This is a genomic window from Halobacteriovorax sp. RT-1-1, from assembly GCF_047085455.1.
Lineage (GTDB): Bacteria > Bdellovibrionota > Bacteriovoracia > Bacteriovoracales > Bacteriovoracaceae > Halobacteriovorax_A.
Genome location: NZ_JBKIXZ010000001.1, coordinates 1,464,367 through 1,481,189, shown reverse-complemented (window position 1 = coordinate 1,481,189; position 16,823 = coordinate 1,464,367). Strand labels below are relative to the sequence as shown.

Annotated in this window: 21 protein-coding genes; 8 read left to right on the top strand and 13 right to left on the bottom strand. The window is 37.5% G+C overall.

Annotated features, from left to right (window positions below; all coding sequences use genetic code 11):
- The 7 genes from ACMAWV_RS07320 to soxR form a co-directional block, all read right to left on the bottom strand.
- Positions 1 to 375, bottom strand: coding sequence for a hypothetical protein (locus ACMAWV_RS07320; RefSeq protein WP_412469654.1), 375 nt, complete (start codon positions 373 to 375; stop codon positions 1 to 3).
- A gap of 296 nt (positions 376 to 671) precedes the next feature.
- The gene (locus ACMAWV_RS07315; RefSeq protein ID WP_412469655.1) at positions 672 to 1,196 is read right to left on the bottom strand and encodes a hypothetical protein; all 525 of its coding nucleotides are present in this window, start codon (positions 1,194 to 1,196) and stop codon (positions 672 to 674) included.
- A gap of 5 nt (positions 1,197 to 1,201) precedes the next feature.
- Positions 1,202 to 2,155 (bottom strand): RHS repeat-associated core domain-containing protein, encoded by a 954-nt coding sequence (locus ACMAWV_RS07310; protein ID WP_412469656.1) that lies wholly within the window; start codon positions 2,153 to 2,155, stop codon positions 1,202 to 1,204.
- 43 nt (positions 2,156 to 2,198) lie between these two features.
- Entirely contained in the window at positions 2,199 to 2,537 is a 339-nt protein-coding gene (locus ACMAWV_RS07305) for a cyclophilin-like fold protein (RefSeq protein ID WP_412469657.1), read from the bottom strand.
- Between the two features lies 1 nt (position 2,538).
- Positions 2,539 to 3,063, bottom strand: a complete 525-nt coding sequence (locus ACMAWV_RS07300; protein ID WP_412469658.1) for a cupin domain-containing protein — start codon at positions 3,061 to 3,063, stop codon at positions 2,539 to 2,541.
- Between the two features lie 18 nt (positions 3,064 to 3,081).
- Positions 3,082 to 4,278 carry an MFS transporter gene (locus ACMAWV_RS07295; protein ID WP_412469659.1) on the bottom strand — a complete coding sequence of 399 codons (1,197 nt, stop codon included), beginning with the start codon at positions 4,276 to 4,278 and terminating at the stop codon, positions 3,082 to 3,084.
- Positions 4,279 to 4,381: 103 nt separating this feature from the next.
- The gene (gene soxR, locus ACMAWV_RS07290; RefSeq protein WP_393090599.1) at positions 4,382 to 4,828 is read right to left on the bottom strand and encodes a redox-sensitive transcriptional activator SoxR; all 447 of its coding nucleotides are present in this window, start codon (positions 4,826 to 4,828) and stop codon (positions 4,382 to 4,384) included.
- Between the two features lie 84 nt (positions 4,829 to 4,912).
- Here soxR and ACMAWV_RS07285 point away from each other — a divergent pair, with 84 nt between their 5' ends.
- On the top strand, positions 4,913 to 5,650 hold the full coding sequence (locus tag ACMAWV_RS07285; protein WP_412462714.1) for an SDR family NAD(P)-dependent oxidoreductase: 738 nt from the start codon (positions 4,913 to 4,915) through the stop codon (positions 5,648 to 5,650).
- Between the two features lie 43 nt (positions 5,651 to 5,693).
- Here ACMAWV_RS07285 and ACMAWV_RS07280 read toward each other — a convergent pair whose 3' ends face one another.
- Both ACMAWV_RS07280 and ACMAWV_RS07275 read right to left on the bottom strand, forming a co-directional pair.
- Complete coding sequence (locus tag ACMAWV_RS07280) at positions 5,694 to 6,269, bottom strand: superoxide dismutase (protein ID WP_412462715.1); 576 nt, start codon at positions 6,267 to 6,269, stop codon at positions 5,694 to 5,696.
- Between the two features lie 82 nt (positions 6,270 to 6,351).
- Positions 6,352 to 7,419, bottom strand: coding sequence for an alpha/beta hydrolase (locus ACMAWV_RS07275; RefSeq protein WP_412469660.1), 1,068 nt, complete (start codon positions 7,417 to 7,419; stop codon positions 6,352 to 6,354).
- 95 nt (positions 7,420 to 7,514) lie between these two features.
- On the opposite strand from ACMAWV_RS07275, the gene ACMAWV_RS07270 reads away from it, so the two are divergent.
- Positions 7,515 to 8,420: a LysR substrate-binding domain-containing protein gene (locus tag ACMAWV_RS07270; RefSeq protein ID WP_412462717.1), complete on the top strand. Its 906-nt coding sequence runs from the start codon at positions 7,515 to 7,517 to the stop codon at positions 8,418 to 8,420.
- A gap of 71 nt (positions 8,421 to 8,491) precedes the next feature.
- Here ACMAWV_RS07270 and ACMAWV_RS07265 read toward each other — a convergent pair whose 3' ends face one another.
- A complete protein-coding gene (locus ACMAWV_RS07265; protein ID WP_412462718.1) occupies positions 8,492 to 9,511 on the bottom strand; it encodes a 3-oxoacyl-ACP synthase III family protein in 1,020 nt (339 codons plus the stop codon).
- 218 nt (positions 9,512 to 9,729) lie between these two features.
- On the opposite strand from ACMAWV_RS07265, the gene ACMAWV_RS07260 reads away from it, so the two are divergent.
- Together ACMAWV_RS07260 and ACMAWV_RS07255 are read left to right on the top strand one after the other, a co-directional pair.
- On the top strand, positions 9,730 to 10,626 hold the full coding sequence (locus tag ACMAWV_RS07260) for an endonuclease I family protein (protein ID WP_412469661.1): 897 nt from the start codon (positions 9,730 to 9,732) through the stop codon (positions 10,624 to 10,626).
- On the top strand, positions 10,607 to 11,035 hold the full coding sequence (locus ACMAWV_RS07255) for a hypothetical protein (RefSeq protein ID WP_412462719.1): 429 nt from the start codon (positions 10,607 to 10,609) through the stop codon (positions 11,033 to 11,035). Before ACMAWV_RS07260 ends, ACMAWV_RS07255 begins: the two co-directional genes overlap by 20 nt.
- A gap of 146 nt (positions 11,036 to 11,181) precedes the next feature.
- Here the strand turns inward: ACMAWV_RS07255 and ACMAWV_RS07250 are convergent, their stop codons facing one another.
- Entirely contained in the window at positions 11,182 to 11,343 is a 162-nt protein-coding gene (locus tag ACMAWV_RS07250; protein WP_158246838.1) for a hypothetical protein, read from the bottom strand.
- A 196-nt stretch (positions 11,344 to 11,539) separates the two neighbouring features.
- Between ACMAWV_RS07250 and ACMAWV_RS07245 the strand changes: the two genes are divergently transcribed.
- The 3 genes from ACMAWV_RS07245 to ACMAWV_RS07235 are packed head-to-tail and all read left to right on the top strand — an operon-like array spanning position 11,540 to position 13,312.
- Entirely contained in the window at positions 11,540 to 11,995 is a 456-nt protein-coding gene (locus ACMAWV_RS07245; protein ID WP_103217510.1) for a hypothetical protein, read from the top strand.
- 3 nt (positions 11,996 to 11,998) lie between these two features.
- Positions 11,999 to 12,586, top strand: a complete 588-nt coding sequence (locus ACMAWV_RS07240; protein WP_412469662.1) for a tRNA-uridine aminocarboxypropyltransferase — start codon at positions 11,999 to 12,001, stop codon at positions 12,584 to 12,586.
- A gap of 15 nt (positions 12,587 to 12,601) precedes the next feature.
- On the top strand, positions 12,602 to 13,312 hold the full coding sequence (locus tag ACMAWV_RS07235) for an arginyltransferase (protein ID WP_412469663.1): 711 nt from the start codon (positions 12,602 to 12,604) through the stop codon (positions 13,310 to 13,312).
- On the opposite strand, the gene ACMAWV_RS07230 is transcribed toward ACMAWV_RS07235, so the two are convergent.
- Both ACMAWV_RS07230 and ACMAWV_RS07225 read right to left on the bottom strand, forming a co-directional pair.
- Complete coding sequence (locus ACMAWV_RS07230) at positions 13,309 to 13,923, bottom strand: alpha-ketoglutarate-dependent dioxygenase AlkB family protein (protein WP_412462721.1); 615 nt, start codon at positions 13,921 to 13,923, stop codon at positions 13,309 to 13,311. The genes ACMAWV_RS07235 and ACMAWV_RS07230 overlap by 4 nt on opposite strands.
- 37 nt (positions 13,924 to 13,960) lie before the next feature.
- On the bottom strand, positions 13,961 to 14,767 hold the full coding sequence (locus ACMAWV_RS07225; protein WP_392991608.1) for a hypothetical protein: 807 nt from the start codon (positions 14,765 to 14,767) through the stop codon (positions 13,961 to 13,963).
- A gap of 288 nt (positions 14,768 to 15,055) precedes the next feature.
- Here ACMAWV_RS07225 and ACMAWV_RS07220 point away from each other — a divergent pair, with 288 nt between their 5' ends.
- Positions 15,056 to 16,822, top strand: coding sequence for a hypothetical protein (locus tag ACMAWV_RS07220; RefSeq protein WP_412462722.1), 1,767 nt, complete (start codon positions 15,056 to 15,058; stop codon positions 16,820 to 16,822).
- Position 16,823 lies beyond the last annotated feature (1 nt).

Sequence of the window (16,823 nt, the reverse complement as noted above, 5' to 3'; positions counted from 1 at the left end):
CTAATTACCACCACATTGATTAGGACTTCTATTGTTGTTAATGTTATCCAATTGATTCTGTAGATTGTTATTTCTATTGATTAATCGACCAACACCTGCAACATCATCTCCCTCTGCCGCCGAGATTGCGACGTTCGCCCCGATACCAACTGGTATTGCAAATAAAGCCCCTATTGGCCCAGCAACTACACCTATTGCCCCAACTGCTCCACCAACAAAACCACCCGCAAAAGCTCTTCCCGCTTGCCCAAAACTTTCACCTCTAATAAGAGAAGCCCCTGCCTGAATTGAACCAAGCACAAAGCCGGAGCCAACAATTGCGACAGTCGCTGTTGCCGGATCAATGAACTTTCCTGTAGGGTCGATATGGTTCACAGGGTTGTTGTTCACGTATCTGTAAAGGTTGGTGTCTCCACCCGCAAAACCGATAAGGTCCTTCTGGGATTTGGTTCCAGGTCACTTTTCGTTGACCAAGCGTAAAGGAAAAGCACCAGGAACGCTTATTAATGGATCTTTGTCTTTAGCAGGTGCATTGCTGGCAAAAGTTATAAAAAGAATAAGTGCCAAGGCGAATTTCATATTATTTTCCTTTTGCAAAATGGTACTGCCAATAGTTTCAATTTTTAAGAATATATCTGAATTTTTTGGCAAACCTGAGGCAATTTAGTTTCTTATTTTATATATGGAGGAAAAGGGTCCTTGTCCTCAATCCTACATCGTTGCTCTAGTTCAAACTTCAACTTGTAAAGATCACGAGTAGGTCCATGCAATGCCCCATCGTTAAATTTTAAATCAGGAAGGTTGCCACTTACATGTAAAGATGTATTTGGTATATTAATAAGTTTATCATTTGTTTTTACAAGTACACTTTTGGAAAGCATGCCTTTCATCGAAATCTCAGTTACGTCTTTGTATTCAACTTTTCTATTAAGCTCTTTGAAGATTAAATTATTGGTAGCTTCTAAGAACTGGTCTTTTAGTGTAATTGACCAATTCCCCTTATAGAAAACATATGCATTTCCAAGAGGTAGAGCGACAGCCAAAAACCAGGAAGCGAAATAGTTAAAAGAACTTATATTAGAACTTTCTTCATGAAATATAAGGTAAATTATCACTGCAGATAATGGGATCGCTAACAAAGAAGCGATCCCTGAAAGTTTAATTAAAAGCGATGGTTTAAAAGTAATGTCAGTCATCCAAACTATCTCGCACCACAAGCATTAATAGCAGCATTCCCACCAATATCGATTGGTAGCAGACTTAATCCAAGTCCTACTTCCCCAGCAACGGTTGCACCCAACAATGGAGTTAAAGCACCTGCACCAAGTCCAAGTCCTGCAGCAAATCCAGCCTGACGAATATCAATTTCACCAGTAAATGCAGCTTGTCCTACAAGATTAGCAGTAAATCCACCTAAACTTCCACCAATTCCTGCAGCTAAAGATTTAGTACCTAAACCAATACTTAGACCTGCTCCGCTAAATAAAGCAGCTCCTGATCCAATTCCAAACCCTGTTACAGCTCCAACACCAATGCCAGATAATATAGCATTTGTATCTCCACCATTTGCAGCAGCTACAAATCCACCAGCAATGCCACCAAAGACTGCTCCAATCCCTCCTGAGATTAAAGGCACAGGTATGTTACCTGATGGGTCCACAAAATTAACAGGATCGTTGTTTACGTAACGATAAAGGTTGGTATCACCACCCGCAAACCCAATTGGATCTTTCTGCATCCATCTACCCGTGACAGGATTGTAATCCCTCGCTCCAAAGCGAGTTAAACCAGTATGAATATCATAAAGTCCACCAGCGTATGCAAAAGGCTGAAACCCTGGATTTGAATCTGATGTAATTTCACCAAATGTATTATAAGTTAAGTTTTGCGCAACTGTACCTGTTGCAATATCCACGACCTTCAAGACACTTCCTAAATTATCACTTATTACACGATATAGTTTACCACCTTTTGTGATAAATGCAGGGACATGTGACTTTTCACCGTAAATATATGTTTCAAGAATATTCCCATCAGCATCCACCTTTGCAACAGGATTTAACCTATCCAGATACAAGAATCCTTCAAAGAACTCGTTATTTAAACGTTTTCCAATTCTACGACCTAAATAAAGGGGAAGTACTTGATGTGACAAATCGTTTTTTTAAACAGAAATGCCTCCAATCCGGAGGCTTTTTTTATTCTATGATTTCAATTTTAAGTTTTGAGTTTTTAATATTCTTAATCTTATCGACATTCTCAGTAATCTCCCCCAGCTTTATGAGGCCAGCAGAGTAAGAAAAATCTTTATAGAATATCGCGACATTCCCCCATGGAGCATAGTAACAGATATCCCCAACACGAGGCTTATACCCCGCAGGCTCACCTTCCACAGAAAGCTTCTTTGGGAGATAGAAGATCTTCTCATTAGAAGCATAGTCTTCAACATCGACTTCAAGAGGTAGTTGATTAACTACTTTAGTGTTTTCAAGAATACCTTCAAATTCAAGGTCATCCACTTTGATTCGTATCTTCACTTTACTTCTTACTCCTAATGCCCCTAAGCCCATCCTTATATTGCTTATCACTAACTCTTTCCATCCAAATGACATTTTTACCATTCTTCTTTTCTTGTAAAGCCAAGTGAGTGACTGTATTTTTATTATCGGCTCCATGCCAATGCTTAACTCCTGCTGGAGTCCATACAATATCACCGGCCTTCATGACTCGCGCTTTTTCACCCCATTGCTGAACAACTCCCTGTCCCTTTGTGACAACAAGAAGTTGTCCTTTCGGGTGTGTATGCCAAGCGGATCTTGCATTTTTTGAAAAAGTCACTTCACCACCAGTTAAATCTGAAGTGTCATGAGTTTCAAAAAGAGGTCTAAGAAGTACATTACCAGTAAAGACAGGAGAGCTACTATCAAACTTAATGGTCTTATTAGTTGGTGTGATTTCCATAAGTTTCTTTTCGCCTTGAGCTTCACCATTGGCATTTGTAATACCTGAACAGCTCATAAGCCCTAGAGACAAAATTAAAGTTAAAACAAATCCATTTTTCATGACTAACCTCCAAGATTATTATGCGATGACATTTTCAACAACTTCATCTTCATTTTTATTAAAAACGGTTTTTACAAATAAGAAAGTAAGTATTGCAGAGACAAACCAGAACAAACTGCTCATTGAAAAGACTGCAAATGAACCACTTTTATCGTAAAGAATTCCTCCAGCAAAAGCTCCTATTCCAGCAGCTGTTTGCACTGAGGCAACATAAAGACCACCGATTGATTCCGTATCATCAGGTGCAATCTTTGTCCCCCATGTCGACCAACCGACAGGAATGGGAGCAAAAGAAATCCCCAATAAGAAAATTAATACTCCGGCCTCGATAGCACTCGTTTCATTAAATGCGAGTGCAAGTGAAGCGAGAGCAAGTAATAATGGAAAAACACTTAATGCAAAAGTTAAACTTCTTTTTACTATTTCAGCGGCAATAAATGTTCCAATAAAATAGGCAGCATCAAAGAGAAGGAAGACTAACGATATCCCCTTTACATCAAGGCCTATCGTACTTTCAAGATAGGGTCTCATATATGTGATCGTTGCAAATCGTCCACAAAAAGTTAAAGCGACAGCAAGCAAACCGACTTTGACCGAAGGCCTTGATAAAGTTTTAAAAATTGTTTTGAACTTAACCTTAGAATTTGCCGCTAGAGTTGGCATACTATTAAAAAGCCAAATCATTGAGATAATTGCTATTAATGAATCAATGAGAAAAATCGTACGCCAGTGCAAGTATTGGCCAAGAAAGCTTCCAAGAGGTGCGGCCAGCATCGTTGAGAATGAAGCACCTCCAAAAATAATTGAAAGGGCCTTAGGAAGATTATCCTTGGAAACAAGACGTGTTGCAAGGGCAGCGGCCATTGACCATATTCCACCGAGAGAAATCCCTAAAAGTCCTCTACCGAAAAGAAGAATCACAAGATTAGGGGAAAGCGAAACGATAGCAGATGAAATAGCAACTAGTGCTGATAAGCTTATCAGTAAGTTTTTACGGCCAACCTTTCTAGTCACATAAGATATCGTTAAACTCGTTAAAACTGCAAAAATGGAAGTAACAGTAATGGTTTGCCCAGCAAAACCTTCACTTATAGCAAGATCCTTGGCCATAGGAGTTAAGAGGCCTACAGGTAGAAATTCTGCAATCATGACACTTGAGATCCCAAGAGTCATGGCCCAGATAGCTCCCCATGAATTTTTATTTTGATTTAACACGAATAATTGATCTCCACATTGAATTATTATTTAAATCAATTATGGGATAAATTATTGTTTCAATAAATGACACTATAGTTTATGAATCATTAACTATCACTTACTAATCTTTCATTAGAAGACGTGGCCCAGTTCCTTCCTGACCAAGTTCATCATCAGGGTTACGTAAAGGACAATCTTTTAAAGACAAACAACCACAACCAATACAATATCCAAGCTGTGACTTTGTTCTTTCAATTAACTGAAGACGTTCATCTAAAACCTTTTGCCAACTACGGCCAAGTTTCTTCCAATCACTAGCAGTGAGATTCTCTTTATTCTCAATGCTTTTAAATGCTTCTCTTATCTCTTCTAGACTTAGACCAATACGTTGTGCAACCTTTAGATAACTAAGAATACGAAGTTCACGACGATGGAAACGCCTTTGATTACCTTTATTACGATGGCATCTTAGTAAGTTCTTTGACTCGTAAAAGTGAATCGCAGAAATAGAAACTCCACTTCTTTTACTGAGTTCTCCAACAGATAAATATTCATTTAACTCGGCCATAAAATCTCCTATTGACCTCAAGCTAACTTGAGGTTTTAGAATATTAACACAATTAAACGTCAATATGAAATAAAAGGAGATTGAATGAAGAACGCACTAGTAACAGGTGGAGCTCGCGGGATCGGAGCAGCGACTGTAAGAGCTTTAGCTGCTGATGGACACAGAGTATTTATCAATTATGTAAATAGCGAAAAGATCGCGCAAGAGCTTGCAAATGAAATCATTTCTAAAGGTGGCGAAGCTTACCCAATTCAAGCTGACGTACGTGATGAAACACAAATACAGGCCATGTTTGATAAAATTGAAAAGGATCATGGACCGGTTTCAATTCTTGTATCAAATGCAAATATGAACTTTACAGCAAAGCCATTTCTTGAACAAAGCTGGGATGAATTTTCTCAAAAGCTTAATGATGAAATGCGTGCTTCATATATCACTGCAAAAATTGCAGCAGCACAAATGAAAAAGAATCGCTTTGGACGCTTGATCTTTATTTCAAGTACTCTTTCTGAATCACCTATGCCTGCATTTATTGCACATGGTTCAGCAAAAGGAGCACTTGATAGCTTTAGTAAATATCTAGCACAAGAGCTTGGGCCTCATAAGATTACATCTAATATTGTAGCTCCAGGTTTTGTTGAGACTGAAGCGACAAAAGATGCACCAAGTGACTTTAAAGACTATCTAGCTTCTTTAACGCCGACACAAAGAAATGCTCAGCCCGAAGATGTTGCAAACACTGTTGCTTTTCTAGCGAGTGAGAAAAGCTCACACATAAATGGTACATACCAACCTGTTTGTGGTGGCGCATACCTACCATAACTTCCAAATAAAAAGGCCCTTGCTATAAGGGCCTTCATTTTAATTAAAGATTAGAATTTACAAAATCCCAATTAACGAGATTCCAGAACGCATCAATATATGATGGCCTTGCATTTCTGTAGTCCACATAATAAGCATGTTCCCATACATCAATTGTAAGAAGAGCTTTTAGACCTGAAGTCATAGGAGTCTCAGCATCATCTGTATTTACGATTTCAAGTTCTCCACTCTTGTTCTTCACTAACCATGTCCAACCAGAGCCAAAATTGGTTGCAGCAGTGTTAGAAAATTCTTCTTTAAATTTATCAAATGAACCCCATTTTGCATTAATCGCTTCTGCAACAGCACCACTTGCTTCTCCGCCAGCATTTGGTGCAAGACAATTCCAGTAGAATGAGTGATTCCAAACTTGAGCTGCATTATTGAATAGTCCACCTTTAGAGTTCATAATGATTTCTTCAAGTGACATATTTTCAAACTCAGTTCCAGGGATGGCCGCATTAAGTTTTGTTACATATGCGTTGTGATGTTTGCCGTAATGAAAATCAATTGTTTCGGCCGAGATATGAGGTGCTAGTGCATCTTTTGACCATGGTAATTCAGGTAACTTATGTTCCATTTTAACTTCTCCTTGATAATGTACGTTTAAGCATACGTCATAATAAGACCTCAACCTAGGTTGAGGTCAAGAAGTCTGGAGACTATTTTAAATTATCCTGAAAGAATTTTGTGATTTTTTCAAACGGGATAATATCTTTCTTATCATAAAGATCAACGTGGTTCACACCAGGCATAACCATAAGCTCCTTTGGTTCAGCGGCTGCTGCATAAGCGTCCTTACTGAAGTAAAGTGAGTGTGCCTCTTCCCCTGCAATAATGAGAATTGGACGAGGTGAAATCTCATTAACATAAGTTAGCAAAGGAAAGTTCATAAATGAAAGTGGTGAAGTTGCTGACCAACCAGTTGTCGAGTTAATTGATCTAGCGTGATAACCACGATCTGTACGGTAGTAATCAAAGAATCTCTTTATAACAATATTATCATCTTTAGAAAGAGTCTCTGGTAAATTACGTGGACCAACAGTTGGTGCATCTTTTTCAAAGTCAGCATATCTTTGATTGCTTAAGGCCTCTAGTGCCTGAGTGCGAGTTTCTTTTGTTAAAGTATTCCCAACTCCATTTGCCATGGCCGCCGACATATCATACATACTTGTTGTTACAACCGCTTTAATTCTCTTATCAACGGCCGCAGCACTTAATCCGAAACCACCAAAGCCACAAATTCCTATCACACCTATTTTTTCACGATCGACGAATTCTCGCGTACCAAGAAAATCAACAGCTGCACTAAAGTCTTCTGTGTTAATTTCTGCTGATGCTAAATTACGTGGTTCACCACCACTCTCCCCTGTATATGAAGGATCAAATGCAAGAGTGACAAAACCCTTCTCGGCCATCTCTTGAGCATAAAGTCCAGAGGACTGTTCTTTGACAGCACCGAATGGGCCACTAACAGCAAGTGCTGGTAACTTTTGAATTTTAGTATTCTTTGGAATATAGAGGTCTCCAACAAGTTCAATATTATAGCGATTTTTAAAAATCACCTTCTTATGTTCCACAAGTTCACTCTTTTTAAAGGTCTTATCCCATTCTTTAATTAAGTTCATTTTATCTCCTTTCTTAATTTTTTGGTTTGAGCACGCCGCCAAGAAGGCCAAGCTGCCAATAACCATAAACTTCGATACATTCTTTAGATTCAAGACTTCCATCATCAAGCTCCTTTTGTTTATAAATGGATTTTAGGCTAGAAAATTGTTTCGATAAATGGCACAATACTTAAAGAATCATTAACTAAGGGTTACTAATGAATAAGGACCAATTTGACGGGCTCATTGCTCTAAAAGTCGTTGCTGAAAAGAGAAGCTTTAGTGCGGCCGCTGAAGAACTACAAGTTTCTCCCCCAGCAATTAGTAAAATGATTTCAAGTTTGGAAGAAAAAATGGGAGTAACACTTCTTACTCGAACAACAAGAAGTGTTAGTTTATCTCAAGCGGGGCGAATATTTCTTGATCAAGCAGGGCCAGCGATGGAGCAGATTATTACTGCCCAAGAAAATGCAAAGAGCTTTGGTAAGTCGACAACTGGTACACTTAAGTTAAATATGCCTGGAGTTTTTTATCCTTATTATATTTCTAAACATATAAGTAGCTTCTTAAAAAAATATCCTGATGTCACAATTGATATCTTCTCAGATGATCAGGCCACAAATATATTCGATGAAGGTTTTGATGCAGGAATTCGCATTGATGATATCTTAGCTAAAGACCTAATTGCTTTAAAACTTTTTGGGCCAATTGAGTTTGTCGCCGTCGCTTCACCAAAGTACTTAAAAGAAAATGGAACTCCGAAGCACCCTAAAGATCTTTTAGAACATAATTGTGTTCGCCACCGTTTTGGAAGTGGAAATAGTATTTATGAGCGTTGGGAGTTTGAAGAAAAGAATAAAGAATTTAGTGTAAAAATAAATGGGAATATTATTTTAAACAACTCGGAAAATATTAGAGAAGCGGCACTTTCAGATGTGGGAATTATCTACACTGAGCGCGGTAATGTTCAAGATTATATCAATAAAGGAAAGCTTGTTTTACTTCTTGAAAAATATATCGCAACAAGCTCTGGCTACTACCTCTACTATCCACATAGAAAGCATATGTCCCCGACCCTTCGTGCATTCATTGACCATATGAAAGAATTAAAAAATAAGAAATAAAAAAGCCTCCAGTACGGAGGCTTTTTAACAGTTGCGAAACCAAAGGTGCATGGCACCCTTAGATGGCACCCTTAGACGCGATAAAGAGAAGCTGCCCAAGTAAAGCCAGCCCCGAATGCAGCACTTGCCACAAGCATACCTGGCTTAAGTACACCTTCTTTCATTGCATCGTGCATTCCCAAAGGAATTGTCGCAGCAGTTGTATTTCCATATTTTTGAATTGTATTGAAAACTTTCTCTTCAGGAATTCCCATCACCTCTGCAACTTTAGAATTAATTCTTAAGTTTGCTTGGTGGAATAAGAAAACATCAACGTCATCAACGCTTACACCATTCTTGGCCATAAGTTTTGAAAGTGCTTCTGTCATTCTTTTTACAGCGTGAACAAAAACAGTCTTCCCATTCATTTGTGGGTAGTGAAGTTTTTCATCAAACATTTCTTGAGAAAGTCTTTCTGTTGAATCAAAACCAGTTCCTGCAGCAGGAAGCCAAAGCTCCTTAGCATACTTTCCTTCACTGTGAAGAGAAGCATCGATAAAACAAGGCTCAGTCTTCTTATCATTAACTTCTGTTGCACTCATAACAATTGCACCAGCACCATCACCAAAAAGAACAGAAACATTACGTCCATCTGGAGTTTGGTCTAAACCTTTTGAATGCACTTCTGCACCAACAACAAGAATATTCTTATTTGATCCACTAACGATAAATTTATCAGCAACAGTCATGGCATAAAGAAAACCAGAACACTGTTGACGAATATCGATCGCAGGGATTTCTGAAAGACCAAGCTTGTCTTGTAGAAAACAACCTGTTCCTGGAAAGTCAAAGTCAGGAGATAAAGTTGCTAAAATGATCATGTCGATATCTTCTTTTTTGATGCCAGCATTTGCGATGGCCTCTTCACTTGCCTTAAGTGCAAGATCTGAAGTTGAAGTCTTTGCATCAACCCAGTGACGCTGCTCAATTCCCGTTCGCTGAACGATCCATTCATTTGAAGTATTCATCATCTCTTCGATATCTGAATTTTTAAAAACTTGTGGTGGTACGTAAGAACCCACTCCAATAATTTTACTTGCCAATACAGCCATAGTATTTCCTTTTCATAAATTTTCTTACATCTGAACTGGTGAATGATATCTTTTCAATTTAACACAAGATTCGCATATGCGATAGAGAGCAGACTTACAATTTTATTTTTCTTAAATTGCCCCGATACAATTTTTATGGGCCAATTCTTGCTCGGTTTTTTTATTGGCCAAGATATGTTTTCTTGTTAACATAGAACTATTCCAAGGAAGGAATTAAAATGACTAAGCTTAGTCACCTTATGGTGTTTATTTACATTCAAATGAGTTTCAGCGCATCTGCTGCATACAACTCAACTCAACTGACGAATCACTCTTACTACCCAGAGGATACAGCGCAGTTCATCTCTAATACTCTTAAAAAAGCCAACAAGAACAGTTTAAATACTTCTCTTAAGATAAAAGAAAAGCTTAGAGAAATATTGGTTTCTGCTCATATTAGAACACCAAATAAAAATGACTTACTTGCAGTTGATTGCTCAGGTAAGAAAAATTGTTATCTTCAAAGAACACCAAGAAATTATAAAGAGGCCAGAAAATATCTTTTCGGTGATGTTTACCTACAAACTTCATCTAAAGGTCTCTATGTAAAAGATGTTTACTGCAACCAAGAAGTAACTGAAAGAGATGGTGTTGGGAAAATGCAAATCCCAAATCATCAAGTAATCAACTGCGAACACAGTTGGCCACAATCAAGATTTAATCCAAGAGAAGATAAGAATACTCAAAGAAATGATTTGCACCACCTTTTTCCAGCAAACTCACGTGCTAACTCTTCTCGCAGCAATCACCCATTCGGTGAAGTAATTGGTAGAGTTGTTAATTCAAATTGTCAGGATTCTCACATTGGAGAAGTAAACTACGAGAATGAGACAACGACTTCATTTGAACCACCAGAAGAAATCAGAGGTAATATTGCAAGAGCACTATTCTACTTCTCAACTCGCTATAATCTTCCAATTGATGAGGCCCAAGAATTCTATTTAAGAAAATGGCACAAGGAAGACCCTGTTGATACTTTTGAAGAAAGTATTAATAACAGAATCTATGAAATTCAAAATAGTCGCAATCCATTTATTGACGACGAAAACCTAGTTGATGCAATTAAAGATTTTTAAATTTTCCATTATCGCATTAGTACTCACTTCATGTGCTACGAAGCAAAAACCAGTGAAGCCTCTCACTCAAAGAGAGAGGCAGCTACTCTATTATAAGAAACTTCGTGCGGCAAAATGGGAAGAAATCACTAAAAAGCGCAAACAGCAAGAGCGCAGCTATCACAGAGACACTAAAATCACGATTAAAACGAAAAGGCAGAAACCTGCTCCTAAAAAAGTTTCACCAGTAATTCCTGTTGATCCTAATGAGCAGAGAATCGAGATTGAACAACTAATTTCATTCCATTGTATTAAAGAGAGAATGGATAATTGTGATGAATTATCGACTAAAATTTATGAGAATTGCCTCCAAGAGTTTAACCCTGGAGACAAGAGACTTACATACTGTGTAACAAAAGCACTAAAGTAGAGATTAGTTACCTACCTTCTTATCAGAATTATCTCCAGACTTTTCAAATTCTTCTAACTCTTTTTCTGCTTTCTTTCTAAGTTCTTCTTGTTTTTTCTTTAAGGCCTCTTTCTGCTTACGTCTCTCCGCGAGATCACGAACTACATTTACTCGTTCAGCACTAGGCCCACCTGCTTTCCCAGCTTTTCCTCATCATCCTCATTTGTCTTTTCTGTTTTCTTTGGCTTTGGCCTTGAAAAATGCCAATAAGCCTTCACAAGCTCCTTGGCCTCTTTTTCTTCTAGCTTTAGTCTTTCTTTTAAATTCATTATTACTCCTTGCCAAAATATTTTGGTAGTCATCAGTACTTATATTTGGCCATATGAATCAATTCACATCAACTTAAGTTAGTTATAGATTTCCAAACTCAGTTAAAATTAACTTTGTGTTAAGTTTTTCAATTATTTTTAAACATTAGAGTCTGCTTATTGAGTAAAATAAAGATCAGATGTATAATTCTAGAACATGAAGAGTTTAGTTATAAATACCATTGTAAATGCGAGTGTCGATGAAATTCTGAATAATTTCAATGCAGATACTATGCAAGAAGCAACACCTCCATTTATCAATTTGGAAGTCCCACGCTTTGATGGTAATTCAGTTTCTGATCAGACTCATCTAATTACTTCGATCCTTGGCCACTACCAATCTTGGGTAATCGAAGTCACTCAAAAGAAAGAAACTTCTGATGGGATCATTATTCGAACAGAGGCCATCGAAACTCCATTTCCTTTCACAATGTGGATTCATACTTATCATATTCGCGATATTGGAAATGGGAAAACTAAGATCACTGATAATATCAAATATAAAACAGAAAATTTTGCATTTGATTTACTCATTTACCCAATTATCTATTTCATTATGTACTACAGAAAGCCAATCTTAATGGATAAGTACAATAAAGAACTAAATATCTAAACTATGGCCAAGAGAAATCATTGTCAAAAATGCCAACGTCCACAAGGGCTGTGTCTATGTCACACAATTGAAAATGTGACATTAAAAAATAAATTGATTATTTTCCAAGATGAAAAAGAGGCCCTTCATCCGTTCAATACAGCGAGGTTGGCCAAGCTAGTTGCACCTGATATTGAACTTGTCTCAAGTGAAAATATCACAGAAGAACGAATCCAAGAAATAAGAGAGACAAGGCCATTTCTACTTTTTAAAAATGAAAATTCAATCCCATTAAATGCTGAAAATATTCACTTACTTCAGAGCAAGAATATCGTCGTTCTTGACGGTACGTGGAAGAAGGCCAGAAAAATCTATCATACTTGGCCGGCCCTAAGTGAGCTACCATGCTATCACCTCGAGCTAGATGATCAGAAAACAATCTATCAAAGTATTCGAAAGTCATGTGGTGAAACTCACCTCTCTACACTTGAGGCCATCGCTGTAACTCTTGAAGTCCTTGGTGAAATAAATGAAGTACAAGTTAAACAATTTTTAGCGCCATTAAAAGAGCTTATAAAACAGCAAGAAGCCTTCCATCAAAGACCTATTTAATGCTATCATGATTCAATGAAAATGATTCTAAGCCCTCGAATTAGCGATCTTGATCAATGTCCATATTTAAAAGAAGAGATGGAACAACATGAGTTCTTCTTTAGTTCAGAGTTAAGTGATACCGAACTAGACTTTCTACTTGAGCGCGGCTGGCGTAAATTTGGTCAATTCATCTTTAGACCTTTATGCCCAAATTGTCAGAAATGTATTCCAATACGAGTCGAGTTAAAAAATTTTTCCCTCACAAAAAACCAGTCAAAATTTTTAAAGAGAAATCATAACAAAGGTTTACAGGTTAAGTTTTCACCGCTGCTATATAGACAAAAGCATTTTGAAATCTATCGTCTGCATGGACAAAACCGCTTTGTCGACAGTATCGATGCTACAATTATTGATAACGAACTACTATTTAAGGAAACGTTTTATCGCTTTACAGGAACTCAACTTCTTAGCGAAATATTTTTCGAAAATAAACTCATCGCTTTTGGAATTTTGGAGCAATCCCAAAATGCTTTAAGTAGCGTTTACTTTTGTTACGATCCGAGTTTTGAAAAAATGAGTCTTGGGCATCTAGGCGCCCTTGCTGAAATTATCCATGCAAAGAATATGGGACTTGAATATTACTATCTCGGTTACTGGATTGAAGAAAACGAATTTATGAAATACAAGTCTCGCTACACACCTTACCAGCTCTATGATTGGAGCTCAAAGAGGTGGGAGAGCTAGTCGACGATATAGCGAAAAGTTAAATTAATTCTTTCATCAACTTGCTTTGCCGTTTTATTGAGTTGATGTTTCCAATTATGTTGAAGTGCTCCTTTCATAATCAAAAGACTTTTATCTTCCAAATTAATTTCAACCTTTTCTATAGACTTATCAAAGCGATGCTTTAAAACAAACTTACGAGACTCTCCGAAAGATGCCGATGCAATCACTGGATTTCTTCCAAGGCTTGCCTCATCGTCACTATGCCAAGCTGCATAGTCGGATCCATCTCGATAAAGGTTACAGAGACACCCATTGAATTGATGCTTCGTTATCTTTTCGATCTCTTCTTTCAAAACACTAAGTTTGTCATTCCAGTCGATACGGGGAAGCTTTACACCAGAATAACTATATTCCTTATCATCACTATACCAAGCATGGAGCCTTGGTATTGCATGTGTTTTTCCATATAGTGTGATTTCACCTTCTTGCCATTTAATTGAATTTCTCAAGTCATCAAATTCAATCTTAGTCTTTGCAAAGAAATTAGGATAGTAAATCGCAGTACCACCTTTTAGATCGTAAACGACTTCTTCATTTTCATTTGTACCAAAGAGATCAAATTGATTCATCTATTTCCTAAAATTACCTAAAATTCACTAGAACTCACTAGAACTCAAAGTTAAGCAACCCTAAGTACGCCGTGGCCGCATCAAACTTATACCCATCAATATTATATAAAGAATAGCCTAATGTTAAGTATGGGTTCCATGCTGCAATCTTAAAATCCATTCTCACACCAAGATCACTAATTGTTGTATCTAAATTATAGCATTGGCCACCATCACAAAAATCAGTCTCTCCATAGTTGAACGAAGAATAAGCACCAAGACCAAACCCACGAGTAAGCATATATGTATAAGATAAATTCACTCCTGCACCCGAATATTCAATCTCATTTAAAATATCATAATCAAAACCATCTTCTAATGTAATAGAATCTGCTTCCATTGTACGGATTGAAAGGCCAATACGAAATTTATGATTATTTATTTTTTTAACGCCACTAACAGCAAGCTCACTACCAACTAAGTGTAAATCTGCGCCATAATAATCAACAGTCGAAGAAATAGCACTAATTCCTAGTTGAACCTTTAGGTTATCTTTACTGCTTTCAAGCTCAGGGGCAATCATCACTTTAGTACTATTTATATCATTATGTAGCTGTTGAGTTGTTGCATCTAACTCCTGCTTTGGTGCTTCGACAACTACTTCTTGTACCTGCACTTCCTCTTTTTTAGGACTGAGTGATTTTGCGATTTCCTTTGCAAGCTCTTGCTTTACAAGCGAACGCATCTGTTCATCTTTGATTGTCGCATTGATTTTTTCAACTTGAGTATTATACTCTTCTAAAGATAGGCCAAATGTTTGAGTAGATAATGCCAAAATAAATATTAAAGATAAAACTCTCTTCACTTCTTCCCCCATGCTCTTATTTCCATATATATAAGCAACCTAGAGGCCAAAAAATTTCATACAATTCTAGCAACTTAGAAATAAGCATTGCACATTTTCTAAACAAAAAGACTAATCTTAGAACAATTTTAAATATTGAGAGCGAAAAGGTTCTAAACGCCACGAAAAAGACACGGCCAAAAAAGCGTAAAAGATGCCTAAGTATCTAAAATTGCAATAAATCTTATATAATACTAAGGGTATGAACTTAATTTCGATAAAATACTCTTATAAGCTGAGGAGATCGCTATGAAAATGGCAAGCGGACATTTTATAACTATAAAGAAGTTAATTATAACTCTTGTATCATGGTCGATGCTTTTGACTCCGATGGCCTATGCGCAAGAACAAACTGAAGTAAACACACAGGCCCAGTCACAAGAACAAGTCCAAACTCAAGCTGAACAAGAAGACGGCCGCACAGAAGTTCAAAAAAAATCTGACCCGAATTACTGTTATCACGATGGTACAAATCAGAAGTGTGATGGAGGTAATGTTTATAATTGTCACCTTGAACAATGTGTAAGCGCTAATGATAATAAGAACTACAATATGGAATACCAAAATTGTGGGATCGATGAAAAATGTCAGGAAGATCTAAAAGCTGATGCAAAGCTTTTTACAAATCATAAGACAAGTGGACCAAAAGGAGCATCTGATACGATGAGCTACCTTGCTGCCGCTGCACAAGTAGGTCAAGGATGTGTTCTGCTTTTTGGTGGAATGTGCCAGTCAGATGGAATTGGGGCCATGCTTTCAGGTGCAATAATTCTTGCGGTAGCTCTCATGTCGGCCATGGGTGATGGTTATAAGAAAAAATTTAAAAGTTATAAAGATGCTCTTGCTAAACTTGATGAGAACGATGAAAAAGCATGGAACCACCAAACACAAAGAGTTGCTCTAGAAACAGAAGTTCAACTTTTAAAAGATATGGAAAAGGCGGCCCAGGATAAAATGAAGCATCATAAGAGAATTATGATGATGATTACAATCTCAACAGCGATTGCGGCCATCTGTGCTGCACTTACAATTTTTGGCTGTCCAGCTTCAAATCCGTGTACCTACTGGGTACTAGGGCTAGGAGCAGTGGCCCTTATGCTAGAAAACCAGGCCCTATCGACAGCAAAGAAGGCCCACAAAAGTGCAAAGAGCGCCAGAGAAAAGACAGAGGTTGTTCTTAAGAAGCTTATGGCCCGCTATAATAACCAATACAACCCTGCTTCAAGCCAGAAGACATCAGTTGCTAGTGCTATGGCCACACCAGGTGCTCAAGGACTTGGAATGAATAATAACCAAGAAACATTTGATGTTGATGAAGTGAAGTCAGAAAAACTTAAAACAATTCCAAAGCTTGATATTAAAATGGGATCTCTTGGAACGACTGGTGAAACTTTTGCAAATACAATTGGACTTAGTGAAGTACAAGGCGGATACAACAAAACAAAGAAGACTGGAAATTCTAAATATGTAAATGAGGCCCTTGATAATAATGCCGCTAAAATTAATAAAGCAGCTAATCGCGTCCTAAAAGCACTGGCAAAATCAGACAAGACAAACGATAAGGCCAAGAAGGCAATCAACGCGATTCTTAATCCAGCAGCGAATAAAAGATATCTTGCCGATACTCTTGCTGGCCACGTATCCCCTGTTCAAATGGCACTGAATTACAGAAGGGCCGGTGGGACAAATGCATCAAGAGATATTGCAAAGAACTCTCAAGAGCTTGAAAAAGGAACAGGAGAAGGACTTGCTGTAGCTTATGACCCAGCCTCTAAAGACTATCTAAATAAACTTAAAAATCAATTAAATGGTTTTGAGAACTTACTTGATAGTGATGATGGTGTTATGGCGCTTTCTAATTATGACCCTACAGTAAATGAAGACGCTGTTGAACAATTAAATGACGACGAGATCATTGAAGATAAAGGAACAATCCACAAGGACTCAAAGCTGTCCCTGTGGAAAATTATTTCAAATCGTTACAATGTAATTAAATTAAAAAAGACACTAGAATAAT